This window comes from Rhizobium sp. BK619 (genome assembly GCF_014195245.1).
GTDB lineage: Bacteria > Pseudomonadota > Alphaproteobacteria > Rhizobiales > Rhizobiaceae > Rhizobium > Rhizobium acidisoli.
Genome location: NZ_JACIBH010000020.1, coordinates 45,394 through 60,076 on the forward strand (window position 1 = coordinate 45,394; position 14,683 = coordinate 60,076).

Genomic DNA, 14,683 nt, shown 5'->3' on the forward strand with positions numbered 1-14,683 from the left:
GATCTCTTTCAGAGACCCATTGCGGCCAGGTCGTCGACCGTGTCCTTGTTGATCGGCAGCAGCTGGTCGACGATGATGTCATTGCCGGCGGGCTTGATCACTCCGAGACCTGGAATGTCGTCGCCTTCCTTGATGCTCTCGCCCTTGATCAGCCGATCGGCGAGCGTGACGAACACTTCGCCGGCCTGTTTCGGGTTCCACATGAAGCCGCCCGATATCGCGTCCGCCTTGATCAGCTTCTGGCCCTGACCGGGTGAAAACGGACCGAGGACGAAGATTTTGCCTGTCTTGCGGCGTTCTTCGACGGCACGCCCCGCGCCGATCGGACCCTGGCTGCCGAAAGCGAGGAAGCCTTTCAGATCCGGATGAGCGGCAATCAGGTCGAGTGCCGTCGAGCGGCTTTTGTCAACGTCTTCGGCAACGCCATAGCGATCGCCGACGAGCTTCATGTCCGGATAATTCGCCTTGATATAGGCGATTGCGGCATCGGCCCAGGCATTGTGCAAGGGGACGGTCAACGAACCGACAAAGACGGCATATTCGCCCTTGCCGCCCATCTTTTCGGCGAGCAGCTTGCCATGCGCTTCGCCGAATCCGGTGGACGATGCGAGCTCGAAATTCCAGTCGGCGCCCTTCTGCGAAGGTGACTCATGGGTAATGACCTTGATGCCGGCCGCCTGCGCCTTGGTCAGCACCGGCTCGAGCACCTTGGCATCGTTCGGAACCACACCGATCACCTTGACGCCCTGAGCAATCAGGTCCTCGATGGCACGCACCTGCAGGGCCGGGTCGGCGCTGGTCGGTCCGATCATGAAGGCATCGACACCTAGTTTCTGACCCTGTTCCTTGATGCCGGCTTCCATTGCGTTGAACCACGGAATGCCGCCGATCTTGACGACAATGCCGACCTTCGGCGCGTCCTGCGCAAAGGCAGCCACTGCCCCGGCAAGCGACAGCGATGCAGCCAATGCCGCTATGATAAGTTTCCTCATCCTCACTCCTCCTCAAAGGTCGCTCATGCGAACGACGACCACCTGCCGCTTTTGCGGCAGGTTGCTCCTGGTTGCTTCTTGGCGAGGGATACCCTTGCCTCCCGTCTCGCCTCCTCCGGCGAACCATCCACGCACAATCGATCTTTCTTTTTTGCACAATCGATGGTGCAATGACTATCGAACAAGGTGGGGCTTTCGTCAAGAGGGGTTTGTTTCTAAGGGAACGGCAGAGGAAGGGCAGGGCATGACAGGCATCAGCAAGAAGAAGGCGACCATCTACGATCTCTCGGTGCTATCGGGTGCGTCGGCGTCCACCGTGAGCGCCGTGCTGAATGGAAGCTGGCGGAAGCGGCGTATCAAGGAGACAACGGCCGAGCTTATTCAGAAGCTGGCGAACGAGCACGGCTATACGGCGAACCTGCAAGCCCGTGGCCTGCGTTCGTCGCGCTCCGGCCTCGTCGGCCTTCTGCTGCCTGTGCACGACAATCGCTATTTTTCCTCCATGGCGCAGTCCTTCGAGGCCCAGGCCAGGAACCGCGGCCAGTGCCCGCTCGTCGTCAGCGCCTGTCGCGATCCGGAGGAGGAGCGTCAGGTCGTCGAGACGCTGATTTCCTATTCTATCGACGAACTCTTCATCGCCGGCGCAACCGATCCGGATGGTGTGCACGCGGTATGCGAAAAGGCCGGGCTGAAGCACGTCAACATCGATCTGCCGGGCACTCTGGCGCCGTCGATCATCAGCGACAATTACGAAGGCGCGCGGATGCTGACGCAAGCGATCATCGAGCGCGCGCGAGAGGATGGGCCGCTTTCACCTGACGATGTGTATCTGTTCGGCGGCCGCAACGACCATGCCAGCCATGAACGCATTCGCGGCTTTCGTGACGTAAAGCGCGCACTGCTGGGCGCAGATCCGGACATCTGCATCCAGCCGACCGGTTATTCCCCCGCCATGACCGCCCGCGCCTTCGAAGTCTTCTACGAAGGTCATGGAAAGCTGCCGCGCACATTTTTCGTCAATTCCTCGATCAACCTCGAAGGGCTGATGCGCTTCCTGGCGCTGCATCCGCACGAAACCTTCGCCGATATCATCGTCGGCTGCTACGACTATGATCCCTTCGGCTCCTTCCTACCGTTCCCGGTCTTCATGATCCGGCAGGATGGAGAGGCCATGATCACCAAGGGGTTTGCGATCCTCGATGCCAACCGACCTCCGGTAATGACGCATCTTGTGCAACCATCGCTCGTCCCACCACGCACGGCCCTGACCGGCCCCCTCGATGCGCTGAAGGATATCGAGTAATGCTGTCTCCTTCGGTGGAAAAGCTGATGCCATATCGGTCTTCATCGCAACTGACAGAGAGCTTGATCCGGTCCAAAGTCCTCCTGCAGTTGGGAGCGGCGGCAGACGACCGAATGGAAAACCTGGCGATGGAATCGGTACCATCCTAATGGATATGGCGCCGCGCCCGACACGCCGCCGATCTTGAGCAAGCCTTGTCACGGGTATCCAAAGTACCGAAGCACGTTATATTGCGCGTACACCAGACGGACGTTCGACAGCGTTCAGTTCATCATCGGAGCGCAGGGAGTCCACGCAGTGGCCATGTTGGAAAAGAAGACCATTGCGGCTTATGGCTCCGATTTTCACGAGATCGACTCCGGCTATGCCTGGTGGCGGCTGGTATTGACGCTCATTCTCGGCACGGTTGCCTGCGTCGGCAATTGGTCCGTCGTGGTGCTTCTGCCGACATTGCAGGTCGAGTTCGACACGGTGCGCGGCGGTGCCTCGCTGCCCTATACCTGCACCATGCTGGGCTTTGCCTTCGGCGGGGTATTGATGGGGCGCCTGGCCGATCGGGTGGGCATCGTCGTGCCGGTGCTGGTGGGCGCGCTCCTGCTTTGCATCGGCTACATCACGGCGGCCCTGACCGGCAATATCTGGCAGTTCGCTGCCTGCTCGCTGATCATCGGCTTTGGATCGGCTGCAGGCTTCTCGCCGCTGATATCCGACCTCTCTCATTGGTTTAATAAGCACCGGGGGCTTGCGGTCGCGTTTGCGGCTTCGGGCAGTTATCTCTCAGGCGCGGTTTGGCCCCTGGTCATCGAGCATTTCTTGACGAGCCAGGGTTGGCGGGCCACCCATGTCGGGATCGGCATATTTGTGCCTCTGGTGATGGTGCCCATCGGGCTGCTGTTGAGGCGGCGTCTACAGACCGTAACCTATGCCAAAGCCGAAGCCCTGACCGAAGCCGCACGCAACCAACTGGGTCTGAGCGCGAATGCTCTGCAGGCCGTTCTTGTCGTCGCCGGCTTTGCATGCTGCATGGCAATGTCGATGCCGCAGGTCCATATCGTCGCCTATTGCGGCGATCTCGGCTATGGCGTGGCCATCGGCACGCAGATCATCGCCTTGATGCTCGGACTAGGCGTGGTCAGCCGATTGGCTTCCGGCGCGGTCGCGGACCGGATTGGCGCCGGGCCCATGTTGATCCTCGGTTCGTCGATGCAGGCTGCAGCGCTGCTGCTCTATCTGTTTTTCAACAGCCAGTCGTCGCTCTACGTGATCTCCGGCCTATTCGGGCTGTTCCAGGGCGGCATCGTTCCGATGTATGCGGTGATCATCCGCAAATACTTGCCGCCTCGTGAGGCGGGTATCCGGATCAGCCTCGTGTTGATGGCGACAGTCCTTGGCATGGCTTGCGGAGGACTGGCTGCTGGTTACATTTTCGACGCCACCGGTTCTTACCGCCTTGCCTTCCTGCATGGCTTTCTTTGGAACTGCGTCAACCTTGCTCTGGTGACCTGGCTGATCCTATGGCCCTGGCTGCGTCGGCGGCAGCAAGCGGTGGCAGTCTGAATGCGGGGATTTTCTCAAACGCGATCAGAGGGTCGGCGGGTCACATCCCATCAAGGTGCAAGCGCCTGCCAATAGCTGGTTCACTCAAATTCCGGAGAGACGGCCTTTATCCTGACGCTCATTAAGCGGAAAGCCGGTCTCTGATAGGACGGGCAGCATCCGCAATATCGCCCTGCATCGCAGCTTCGGCGGCTTGGGGATCCAGATTGCGGAATCCTTCGACTATTTCCTGATGGCGTTGGCGCCCCGATTTCGAAAGCACCCCACCTCTGGCAATGTGCAGCATCGGCGCATAGCGCATCCAGAGAAGTTCGATCAGATCAACGAGTTCAGAATTGCCGCAACTCCTGTAGATCAGGAAGTGGAACCGCTGGTTCAATCGCAGATAGGGCTTGAGATCGCCATCGGACGCGGTCGCGACCATTTCAGCGTTGATTTTATCCAGCTCGTCGACCAGCTGATCGCCGGTGGCGAGGACAGCGAGACGCGTCGCTTCACCTTCCAGCAAAAGACGCAGCGGCAGGAGAGAGTCCATCAGCTCTGTCGTCGCTTCGGGGATGCAGAGGGAACGACGAGGGGGCGCCTGAAGGGCGCGCACGGAAATCAACCGATTTGTGGCTTCCCGAATGGGCATCTGACTTGTGCCAAAGGCTTCGGCAAGCTGGACAAGCGTGAGCTTCTGGCCCGGCACAAACTCGCCGATCATCAGCATCTGCTTGAGTTCATTGAAGATATATTCGTTGTCCAGAACCGGGCGCCGCGCCGTTACACTCGGAAACTCATTCATCCGCATTTTCATTATCCGCTTGTCCATCGCACGGCATGGTGCCCGATCATCCAAACTTTCGCCTCTCGCGATGCTGCCGTCAACCGGCGCTGCGAGCAGGGCCGAATACAGCAATTTTCCGGAAGTCCCGATTCTCAATCCGTCCGCCCGGCAAAAACCACCGTGTTTCCGAAGGCTTATCCGAAAAACATGATATCTGATCAAAAAATGCTCGTCAATTCTTGATCAAATATCAAATTCATGATCTGATCAGATATCAAGAAGAGCAGGGGATACATGACGTGCCAAGCCGGCCATCTTTTGAAAATTCGGACATCAATACGGTCGCCATCATCGGCGCCGGCCTCATCGGCTGCAGCTGGGCCGCACTTTTTGCGGCCTCGGGACGACGCATTCATCTGTTCGACAGCCATACCGATGCCGGCCAGAAATTCCCGGCATTCTGGGCTTCGGTGCGCACGACGCTTGTCGATATGGGTCTGCTTGATCCGGCGCTGGAACCCGACTGGCATGTGTTCGCATCTGCCGCCGAAGCCGTGAAAGAGGCAGACTTCGTGCAGGAATGCATTCCTGAGCGGCTTGACGCCAAGCAAATGCTTTATGGGGAGATCGAGCCTGCCCTCAAGGCCGGAACCATAGTCGCCACCAGCTCGTCGGGTCTCAAGCTCTCCGATTTGCAGCGGGGCATGCAGGATCCCGCGCATCTCATTATCGCCCACCCGTTCAATCCGCCGCACATCATTCCGCTGGTCGAGCTTTACGGCAACGAATATACGGCCCCCGGCGTGCTGGATGCCGCGCGCGAGCTGTATGAGGCATGCGGCAAGAAGACCATCACGCTGAACAAGGAAGTGATGGGTCATGTCGCCAACCGGCTCCAGGCCGCACTGTGGCGCGAGGCGATTGCGCTGGTGGCCGATGACGTCATCAGCGTCAAGGATGCCAATACGGCCGTTACCGCGGGTCCCGGCATGCGCTGGGCCGTCATGGGGCCGCACATGCTGCTCAACCTGGGCGGCGGGGAGGGAGGTCTCAGAGCCTACTGCCAGCAATTCCGCGACAGCTATGACCTGTGGTGGGCGGATCTCGGCAAGCCGAGGCTGGATGACGCAACCATCGAAAAGCTGATGGGCGGTTTGCAGGAAGAAATCGAAGGCCGCGATTACGCCGCGCTGCGCGAAGAACGCGACCGCAAACTCGTCGGCGTGTTGAGAGCCGTCGGCTGACCTTCATCGAACAGGTTTCAGGCCGCGCATTGCGCAGCGCCGGTCAAACACATGGAGAACACATGAAGCGGAAAGTCGTCCTCACCTGCGCCGTCACCGGCGATGGCCCGATCCATCCACGTTATCCGGACTATCCGGTCACGCCGGCACAGATCGCTGCAGCCTGCGTCGAGGCAGCGGATGCCGGTGCCTCCGTCGTGCACATTCATGGGCGCGATCCGGAAACCGGGCTCGGGGACCGTTCCCCGGAAGTCTTTGCCGACATCGTCGATCAGGTTCGCAAGGCCAATCCGAACGTGCTGATCAACCTGACAACGGGGATGGGGGCCACCTTCGTTCCCGACCCGGCGAACGAGGCGCTGGCGCATCCGACAACCGATGTCGGCACGGCGGCAGAACGGGTTGGTCACGTGGTCAATCTCCGGCCCCAGATCTGCACGCTCGATACGACGACCATGAACCTCGAAGGCGGTATTGCCGGTGCACCCGACTGCATCTTTATGAACACGCCCGGCAAGCTGCGCGACATGGCTGAACTGATCCGAGCCGCGGGTGTGAAGCCCGAGATCGAAGCTTTCAATCCCGGTGACATTCTGCTCGCACGCCGATTGATTGAACTTGGTCACATCGATAGCCCGCCACTCTTCCAGCTCTGCCTTGGCGTCAAGTGGTCAGCCCCGGCCGATGTCAGAACGCTGATCTACATGAAGGACCTGCTGCCGCCGGACGCGATCTGGAGTGCATTCGGAATTTCCCGCTGGCAGATGGAAATCGTCGCGATGTCGACCATCCTGGGCGGTCATTGCCGCGTCGGGCTGGAAGACAACATCTATCTCGAACGTGGTGTCTTCGCCACCAACGGGCAGCTCGTCGAAAAGGCGGCCCGCATCATCGGCGATCTTGGCTGCGACGTCGCGACGCCGGATGAGGCCCGCGAAATCCTCGGCGTTCGGTGACCGCAATGGCTGGGGAGAACGCTACCTCGGAGGATGGGCGCCTGGTGACGGCAGCGGTGGTGCATCAGTGGCAATGCGACCACTTCGGGCACCTGAACGTGCGCAACTATGCCGCCATCTTCGATGATGCACTGTTCATCTTCTGGAGCCGCAACGGCTTTGTGCACGGCGGGGGATTTGCCCCCGTCACAGCTGACCTGCATTTCATTTTCCTGCACGAAATTCTGGCCGGCTCCATCGTGAACGTCTTCGCAAGCATTCGGCGCATCGGCACCAAATCGGTGACGATCGGTCTCCTGGCCCGGGACAGCGCCAGCGGTCAGGCGATGGCCACCTGCGAGGCTGTCGAGGTGTTCTTTAATGTGAACGACAAGCAATCAGTTGCCATTCCGCAAGCGATCCGCGCGCAGCTGGATGGCTGGCAAGCCGCACCGGGGGAACAACCGCCCTCGGCGTAAATCATCATCACTCAACCGGGAATCTCATGGGAGATGAGATCCCAAACAAGGGGAACTAAAATGAAGACAACAACAGTTATCTCCGCCGCGCTGATGCTTGGAGCCAGCCTGCTGGCCCATGGTCAGGCACAGGCCCGCGATCTCACCGTGGTTTCATGGGGCGGTACCTATCAGGATGCGCAACGCGAAATCTATTTCAAGCCGTTCGCCGCCAGTGCGGCAAAGCCGTTGCTCGATGAATCCTGGGATGGCGGCATCGGCGTGCTTCAGGCCAAGGTGAAGGCTGGCAATCCGAATTGGGATGTCGTCAACGTCGAATCCGCCGACCTTGCTGTCGGATGTGCCGACGGCGTCTTCGAAAAGCTCGATTGGGACAAGCTGGGTGGCAAGGACAAATACCTTCCGGCAGCCGTGAGCGATTGCGGCATCGGTGCCAATGTATGGTCGACCGCTATCGCCTATGACGGCGCCAAATTGGCCGATGGCCCGAAATCCTGGGCGGACTTCTGGGATATCAAGAAAATTCCGGGTAAGCGGGGCCTGCGCAAGGGCGCCCAGTACAATCTCGAATTTGCGCTCATGGCCGATGGCGTAAAGAATGAGGAGATCTACGATGTGCTCTCCACTCCGGAAGGCGTCGACCGCGCCTTCAAGAAGCTTGACGAGTTGAAGTCCAGCATCGTCTGGTGGGAGTCTGGTGCTCAGCCCCTGCAACTGCTGGCCTCCGGCGAAGTCGCGATGAGCACGGCGTATAATGGTCGCATCACGGGCATCAACCGCACCGAAAAACGCAACTTCAAGGTCGTCTGGCCAGGCAGCATCTACGGCATCGACAGCTGGGCTATTCTGAAGGGCGCTGGAAACAAGGACGCCGGCATGGATTTCATCGCCTTTGCCAGCAAGGCCGAAAACCAGGTGAAGTTGCCGCAATTTGTCGCCTACGGCCTGCCGAACAAGGAAGCCGCTAATATGGTGCCTGCCGACCTGAAGTCGGACCTCCCGACGGACGCGGCCAACATGAAGGAGGCCATGCCCATCAATACCGATTTCTGGATCGACAATGGTGAAGCCCTGACCCAGCGCTTCAATGCCTGGCTCGCCCAGTAAGGCCATCCTTTCGAACGAGACGATGCGGGGTATATCCAGCCCCGCATCGGTCTATCCATTCGTGGCTGCTTGCCGCAGGGACGCGGAGGATCTCCATTGAGTCAGTCGAACATTCAATTTACGGAAATCAGCAAATCCTACGGTGCGCTGCAGGTCGTGGACAAGCTTGATCTTGCGATCGATCAAGGCGAATTCATCAGCCTGCTCGGTCCGTCAGGCTCCGGCAAGACCACCATCCTGATGATGCTGGCCGGCTTCGAGACGCCGACCCACGGCACGATTTCCATCGGCAGCCGGCGCATAGACCAGCTGCCGCCGCATCGGCGCAACATGGGCGTGGTTTTCCAGAACTATGCGCTCTTTCCCCACATGACTGTTGCGCGCAACGTCGCCTTTCCGCTGGAAATGCGCGGTGTCCCGCGGGCAGAGATCGAGACCCGCGTTTCACGGGCGCTGGACATGGTGCAGCTCTCCCAGATGCGCGACCGGCGTCCGTCCCAGCTTTCCGGTGGCCAGCAGCAGCGCGTGGCGCTGGCGCGCGCCCTCGTGTTCGAACCTTCCGTCGTGCTGATGGACGAGCCGCTCGGCGCCCTCGACAAACAGTTGCGCGAGCAGATGCAGCTCGATATCCGCGCGCTCCACAAGCGCCTCGGCCTTACCATCGTCTTCGTCACGCATGATCAGTCCGAGGCATTGACCATGTCCGACAGGATTGCTGTTTTCAACAGGGGCAAGATCGAGCAGATCGGGACGCCGCGGGAAATCTATGATCATCCCCGCACGCGCTTCGTCGCCGAATTCATTGGCGAGACCAACCTTCTCGAGGGTACCCTGCGGCACGAAGCGGACGGCAGCGCGTCTATAGATCTGGGCCAAAACCAGGTGATCCGGCTTGAGACGCCAGCGGCAGTTTCTGCGGCCGGAAAGGTGCTGGTCTCGGTCCGCCCCGAACGCCTTTCGATCGCCGATACGGCTATGCACGACAATTGCCACGAGGCACTCGTCAGCGACGTCGTCTACCAAGGCGATCACCTGCGCATACAGCTCGAACGCCAACACATGAAGCTGATCATGAAATCAGATCGCGTCCGGGCGGAATGCCGGCCGGGAGATCGCGTCCAGGTCTCGTTTGCCGCTGCCGACTGCTGGGTGATCCCGGCATGAGCGCCTCCAGCCGAAAAGCCCGTTTCGGCGCCGTGGCTCTCGTTGCGCCGCTTATCCTGTTCCTGGCCGTGTTTTTCGGCTGGCCGCTGATCGCCATGCTCAAGGAATCCGTATCCGATCCGGCAGGCTCGCTGGCCTTTCCGCATGTTGCCGCCGCCGCCCATCTCTGGGACGGAAAGTCCACCCCGCCGCAGGAGCTTCAGCAGGCGCTCATCGCCGACCTGAAAAGCATGGATGGGCAGCAGCGGCTCGGCGATGCGGTTCGCCGGCTGAACAGTGCCCAGAACGGGTTCCGCACGCTGATGACCCGCACGGTCGCCGGTGTCGAGGGCGCGGCGGGTCCGGTCGATCTCGTCGCCGTCGATAAACGCTGGTCGGATATCCGCTTCTGGAAGGCCCTCGTGGATTCGACAAGCCCCTATACCGACCGTTATCTTCTGGCAGCGGTGGATTATCAGCGCGATGCAGGCGGCAAGCTCGAAGCACTTCCCGCCGATTCCTCGGCGAACAGGGCGATACTGGTGCGCACCCTTGGCGTGGCCCTGCTGGTCACGGCCTGCTGTGCCCTGATCGGCCTTCCCTATGCGATGATTGCAGCATCGGTCAGCGGCTGGAAACGCAGTCTTCTTCTCGGAGCCGTCCTTTTGCCGCTTTGGACTTCGCTTCTGGTACGCACCGCTGCCTGGTTCATTCTCCTGCAGGAGAAGGGCCTGATCAACGACATGTTGATCGGCCTCGGACTGATCGCAAGCCCCTTGCCGCTCATATTCAACCGGATCGGGGTCGTCATCGCCATGACCCATGTGCTGCTGCCCTTCATGGTGCTGCCGATCTACTCGGTGCTCTTGTCCATTCCACACAACCTCATGCCGGCTGCTGCCTCGCTCGGCGCTCATCCCTTGCGGGCCTTTGTCCGCGTGCTCCTTCCGCTCAGCCTGCGTGGCATCGTCTCAGGGTCTCTGCTCGTCTTCATGACGGCGATCGGCTACTACATCACGCCGGCGCTTCTCGGTGGCGCGCGCGACCAGATGATCTCTTCCGTGATTGCCTTCTATGCGATCAATTCCGCCAACTGGGGCATGGCCGGCGCGCTCGGCTTGATCCTGCTTGCGGCGACCCTTGTTCTTTATGCCGCCTACAGCAGGCTCTCGTCCGACCGTTCAGGAGCGCTGCAATGAACCCGGCAAACTTGTTCCGCGTCGTCTTTGGCGGCCTCGTCGTGATCTTTCTCCTGGCACCTCTCATCGCCATTCTCCCGCTTGCTTTCACGTCCAGCGTCTTCCTCACCTATCCGATACCCGACGTTTCCCTTCGCTGGTTCGCAGAACTCTTCACTGCGGAAGCCTGGCGCATGGCGATCGTCAACACGCTCATAATCGGTGCCGGAACGACACTGATCGCCGGCGCGCTCGGCAGCATGGCGGCTCTCGGTCTCAGAAACGAAAGCCTGCCGCTTCCAGGCTTATGCCGCACGGCCTTCCTTCTCCCCATGGTCGTGCCGGCAGTCGTGCTGGGCGTCGGCATGCAACTGATCTTCGTACGGCTTGGATTTGCGAATTCCTATCTTGGCGTCATCTGCGCCCACTCGGTGGTCGCGGTGCCCTTCGTGGTCGTCTCCGTGTCCGCATCTCTGGCCGGCATCGACCGGCGCGTCGAAAGAGCCGCCGCGAGCCTCGGCGCATCGCCGCTGACCGTCCTGCGGCGCGTGACGCTTCCGCTCGCATTACCCGGAATTATCTCCGGCGGGGTCCTCGCCTTCGCGACCTCGCTCGATGAAGTGGTGTTGACCCTGTTTGTCGCCGGCCCCAACCAGCGGACACTGGCGCGGCAGATGTTCTCCACCATCCGTGAAAACATCAGCCCTGCCATCGCCGCGGCAGCCTTCCTTTTTATCTTCGGTACGGTGCTGATAGCGGCGGCAGTTGCCTTTGTCCGAAACCGCAGCGAAAAGCTGAAGCAAGCCATCGCGTGACTTCTCCCGGCGAACCATTTTTTTCCAGACACGCCGGCCTTTTGTTCGCGAGGCGACGAAACTGGGCGCCCCGACCAGATGGAATCATGATGAGGAGCCGGGCGACGAAGTGCTCTGGTACCGAGCGCCGGGAAGCTACAACGAGGGGCGTTCAAGTATCTTCTATGGAGGCGTGAGCGGAGCTTGGCGGCAAATCCAGCGCCGGAAGATTTGTCGAATCGCAGAATGATTCTGAATTCGGGCAAACTATTCCCGTCTCGGTGAATGGCATTATCGTCCACTCATGGCGCACAACAGCCGCTCGCGTCAAACGCAGCTTTTGTCTGCGGATAGCTCAGGTCAGAAAGGGCATGATATCGATTCCGTCTCCTGGAAAGACGGTAATATGCGGGTGGTGCTGGAACAACCGGGCGGCCGCCTCGATGGTCTCCGCCTCGACCACAACGTAGCCGCAAAAAGGATTCGAGGCTTTCGAGATACCGTCTTTGGTCACACGGGTCGTTTTACCCACCATGCCACCGCGATCGCAAATGGATGCAGCATTTCTGTCTTCCCACGCCGCCCACTGCGGTAGCCCAACGGCATCAATCGCGTCCTGCTCGGCCTTGGTCCGACTGCGAAAGGAGGCGAGGTCTTCGGGCTTCATAGTGTAGACGGCTAGAAAACGCGGCATGGGTTTTCTTCTTCGTGCTGGTGACGGCCGAGAGTTTACACTCCGCCCTGTCAAAATAAAGCGCTGCAGCCGCCATTCCCCCGGCAGCCTAGTTTGGCCCATGTTGTTAGCGATCCCTCAGGCGCTTTGTTGACTCGGGCTTTCACTCGGTCGAAAAGAGACTTGGCTTTAAAGGAGACGACTGATGGCTGATGAGAATAATACAGGCTCCGTTGCAGGCGCTGCGGAGACAGATACTCCGGCAAAAACCGGGACCAGGAAGCAGCGTGCGCCGCGGCGTCAAAAGGCAACTGCCGAACTGGCTGCCGCCGGATCGCAGTCGGTCACCGAGCAGCAGCCGACCGCAAGCGCCGCGATGGCTGACGGGCGAGGCAGGAGAGGAAGGCGCAAGACCATCGAGACGAAAGCCGTGGACGGCAGGAGCACGCGCAAGGGCGCTCCGAGGAAAACGAAGGCGAAGCCTGTCGAGCAGGCGACAACGACATCCGCGCCGGCATTCGATGAGCTGGAAGATCTGATTCAGCTCGAAGAAGAGAACAAGCGACTTCGCAAAACGCTTGCCGAAAAACTGCGCCAAGAAAATGCCGAACTGCGCAGACGGCTTGGGCTTAGCTGATCGGCAAGCGCAGCGGGACGGTTACAATAACGATCTGGTGCGGCGTTTTTCAGCAGGCGATATAGTCGCCGGGCGCGCTTCGTCGTGCCCGGCCGAATGGCGAGTGAGGATATAGTAGCGGCAGCAGGATTGCGGTCCGGATTGCCCGAGGTTGAAACACTATGAAAACACCGTGGAGATTTCTTGTCGACCTGACGTCCCGGCGACGGCCGGCGAAATCACAAGAGAGCGCGATCAGCCATGATACCGATCCCGAGGCTCTCGAACGCGAGGACGATCCGACGTCGGCGCGTCCGTCGCTTTCAGGGAAACCGTCCGTCAAAGCGGATGACGATAAGGGCACTCCGGTCGATCAGGTGCCGGTGGCTTCGAGTGCGGTCGAAAGCGATCCTCATGCCGCGCGGGCTTTAGAGTCGCCTGTCGATATCGAAGAGCCTCGAACCGCTGCACCCGATGATGAAGCCGATCATCCGCGCACCGAAGCGGACGTGTCGGCGCCAAAAACTAAGGCCACCGGAAAACTTCAAAACAAGCCGGCCATCAAACGCCGCGCACGTGCGAAGAAAGCCGAGGCCGGCGTGGCGGCGCAAAGCGCTATCGCCGCACCTGAAGATCTGCGTTCACGACCTTCGCCCTCACGCGATCCCTTCTTCGATGAAGTGGCAAGCCTTGACGAAGACATCAAAAAGCTGAGAAGCCAATTGGCGCAAAAGCTCGACCTGCAGAACGCTCAGCTCAGGAAGATGCTCGAGCGATTTGGAGTGTCGTGAGATTGGCTCACGATTGGAAGACTGGATACAGATGAAAACGCTGCAACGAAATTTCATTGTCGAACTCAAGTCGAAGCGCCGACGGTCGACGATGCCCCCGGTTTCGATTTGGGGAAACACCGATCTCAAGGCTTTTGCGCGTCAGGCCGAGACTGATGCGCCGCATCTGTTCGAATCCAAAACGGCATCGCAAACATTGAGCCAGGGCGACGAGGTGCAGTCGGATCGAATGCCGCAACGGCAAATCGATGACCACTGCGAAAGCGGCAGCCAAAACCAAGACGGTGTTTCGTTGACCGAAGCGGTGCAATCGATTTCATCGCAAAACGATCGCGGCCGCGCAAACTCTATGCCACGAGCGAAGAAGCCCCGCGCCGAACGGCGCCGTCCGGAAGCTCATCTCGATCGCACGACAAAAGCAGGCGATGAGCGATCCGCAACCGCTGAAGTCGAGACAGCGATCGATGAACTGGTTGCACTTGACGCGGAAAATCGACACCTCAAGGCATTGCTGTCTAAACAACTTCATCAACAGAACCTGCGGCTTCGAAAGATGCTTGAACGGTTTGGCGTCTCCTGAGGCGCCAGGTCCCGTAAGTTATTTTTAGTGCATACGGTTCGATCACCTAAAAAGCCGTATTTCCCCGCTCGTGCTGACGATGTGATTGACGTCTTACTCGGCAGCATCAAGCTTTGGCTGCTTTACGGCGTTCGATCACCGCCGGATCGTCGATAAAATCCTTCCGCCGTCCCGGACCATGAGCCCGTCGCACATAGCCGTTCCTTCGCGCTTTGGTCTTCACTACCGGCTTTGTTGCTGCAGATAGGCCTTCGTCGCATGCAGGTAGTCGAAGGTGTTCTCCGATCCGGCGAACCGTAGATGCAGCAGCTTGCCGGTAGCATCATCGATGTAGACGAGCAGGGCGCATTTGGGACCGCGGTTCTCAAACCACCAGTGATGCGAAACTTTGCAGAATCAGGACATTCTAACTTTGCGGCTACAACAATGTCAAAGCTGGTTAGAGGTGCGGCGCCGCCAGCCAGTTAGAAACGCGACACTGGCACTGGCGATCAGCCCCCGACCGAACCGGCTGGGCCGGGT

Annotated in this window: 15 protein-coding genes and 1 pseudogene; 12 read left to right on the forward strand and 4 right to left on the reverse strand. The window is 59.7% G+C overall.

Going from position 1 to position 14,683, the window contains the following annotated elements:
* Nucleotides 1-8: 8 nt before the first annotated feature.
* On the reverse strand, nt 9-992 hold the full coding sequence (locus FHX14_RS31010; RefSeq protein WP_184380892.1) for an autoinducer 2 ABC transporter substrate-binding protein: 984 nt from the start codon (nt 990-992) through the stop codon (nt 9-11).
* 244 nt (nt 993-1,236) lie between these two features.
* Here FHX14_RS31010 and FHX14_RS31015 point away from each other — a divergent pair, with 244 nt between their 5' ends.
* Nucleotides 1,237-2,295, forward strand: coding sequence for a LacI family DNA-binding transcriptional regulator (locus FHX14_RS31015; RefSeq protein WP_184380894.1), 1,059 nt, complete (start codon nt 1,237-1,239; stop codon nt 2,293-2,295).
* Nucleotides 2,296-2,598: 303 nt separating this feature from the next.
* On the forward strand, nt 2,599-3,852 hold the full coding sequence (locus FHX14_RS31020; protein ID WP_184380926.1) for an MFS transporter: 1,254 nt from the start codon (nt 2,599-2,601) through the stop codon (nt 3,850-3,852).
* 121 nt (nt 3,853-3,973) lie between these two features.
* On the opposite strand, the gene FHX14_RS31025 is transcribed toward FHX14_RS31020, so the two are convergent.
* Nucleotides 3,974-4,639 carry a GntR family transcriptional regulator gene (locus tag FHX14_RS31025; RefSeq protein WP_184380897.1) on the reverse strand — a complete coding sequence of 222 codons (666 nt, stop codon included), beginning with the start codon at nt 4,637-4,639 and terminating at the stop codon, nt 3,974-3,976.
* Between the two features lie 281 nt (nt 4,640-4,920).
* Between FHX14_RS31025 and FHX14_RS31030 the strand changes: the two genes are divergently transcribed.
* The 7 genes from FHX14_RS31030 (at nt 4,921) to FHX14_RS31060 (ending at nt 11,522) form a co-directional block, all read left to right on the forward strand.
* Nucleotides 4,921-5,865, forward strand: coding sequence for a 3-hydroxyacyl-CoA dehydrogenase NAD-binding domain-containing protein (locus FHX14_RS31030; protein ID WP_184380898.1), 945 nt, complete (start codon nt 4,921-4,923; stop codon nt 5,863-5,865).
* Between the two features lie 62 nt (nt 5,866-5,927).
* Nucleotides 5,928-6,821 carry a 3-keto-5-aminohexanoate cleavage protein gene (locus FHX14_RS31035; RefSeq protein WP_184380900.1) on the forward strand — a complete coding sequence of 298 codons (894 nt, stop codon included), beginning with the start codon at nt 5,928-5,930 and terminating at the stop codon, nt 6,819-6,821.
* 5 nt (nt 6,822-6,826) lie between these two features.
* Nucleotides 6,827-7,279, forward strand: a complete 453-nt coding sequence (locus tag FHX14_RS31040; RefSeq protein WP_184380902.1) for a thioesterase family protein — start codon at nt 6,827-6,829, stop codon at nt 7,277-7,279.
* A gap of 60 nt (nt 7,280-7,339) precedes the next feature.
* Nucleotides 7,340-8,386 carry an ABC transporter substrate-binding protein gene (locus FHX14_RS31045; RefSeq protein ID WP_184380904.1) on the forward strand — a complete coding sequence of 349 codons (1,047 nt, stop codon included), beginning with the start codon at nt 7,340-7,342 and terminating at the stop codon, nt 8,384-8,386.
* A 96-nt stretch (nt 8,387-8,482) separates the two neighbouring features.
* Complete coding sequence (locus FHX14_RS31050; RefSeq protein WP_184380906.1) at nt 8,483-9,550, forward strand: ABC transporter ATP-binding protein; 1,068 nt, start codon at nt 8,483-8,485, stop codon at nt 9,548-9,550.
* Nucleotides 9,547-10,728: an ABC transporter permease gene (locus tag FHX14_RS31055; protein WP_184380908.1), complete on the forward strand. Its 1,182-nt coding sequence runs from the start codon at nt 9,547-9,549 to the stop codon at nt 10,726-10,728. The genes FHX14_RS31050 and FHX14_RS31055 overlap by 4 nt, the downstream gene beginning before the upstream one ends.
* Nucleotides 10,725-11,522 carry an ABC transporter permease gene (locus FHX14_RS31060; protein WP_184380910.1) on the forward strand — a complete coding sequence of 266 codons (798 nt, stop codon included), beginning with the start codon at nt 10,725-10,727 and terminating at the stop codon, nt 11,520-11,522. The genes FHX14_RS31055 and FHX14_RS31060 overlap by 4 nt, the downstream gene beginning before the upstream one ends.
* A 334-nt stretch (nt 11,523-11,856) precedes the next feature.
* On the opposite strand, the gene FHX14_RS31065 is transcribed toward FHX14_RS31060, so the two are convergent.
* The gene (locus FHX14_RS31065; RefSeq protein ID WP_184380912.1) at nt 11,857-12,195 is read right to left on the reverse strand and encodes a hypothetical protein; all 339 of its coding nucleotides are present in this window, start codon (nt 12,193-12,195) and stop codon (nt 11,857-11,859) included.
* Nucleotides 12,196-12,379: 184 nt separating this feature from the next.
* On the opposite strand from FHX14_RS31065, the gene FHX14_RS31070 reads away from it, so the two are divergent.
* The 3 genes from FHX14_RS31070 to FHX14_RS31080 all read left to right on the forward strand — a co-directional run bounded on the left by FHX14_RS31070 (nt 12,380) and on the right by FHX14_RS31080 (nt 14,161).
* Nucleotides 12,380-12,811, forward strand: a complete 432-nt coding sequence (locus FHX14_RS31070) for a SyrB2 regulator (protein ID WP_184380914.1) — start codon at nt 12,380-12,382, stop codon at nt 12,809-12,811.
* Nucleotides 12,812-12,972: 161 nt separating this feature from the next.
* Nucleotides 12,973-13,581, forward strand: a complete 609-nt coding sequence (locus FHX14_RS31075) for a hypothetical protein (protein WP_184380916.1) — start codon at nt 12,973-12,975, stop codon at nt 13,579-13,581.
* 31 nt (nt 13,582-13,612) lie between these two features.
* Nucleotides 13,613-14,161, forward strand: coding sequence for a hypothetical protein (locus tag FHX14_RS31080; protein WP_184380918.1), 549 nt, complete (start codon nt 13,613-13,615; stop codon nt 14,159-14,161).
* Between the two features lie 234 nt (nt 14,162-14,395).
* On the opposite strand, the pseudogene FHX14_RS31085 reads toward FHX14_RS31080, so the two are convergent.
* Nucleotides 14,396-14,545, reverse strand: a pseudogene (locus tag FHX14_RS31085) (ISNCY family transposase); the annotation flags it as partial.
* Nucleotides 14,546-14,683 lie beyond the last annotated feature (138 nt).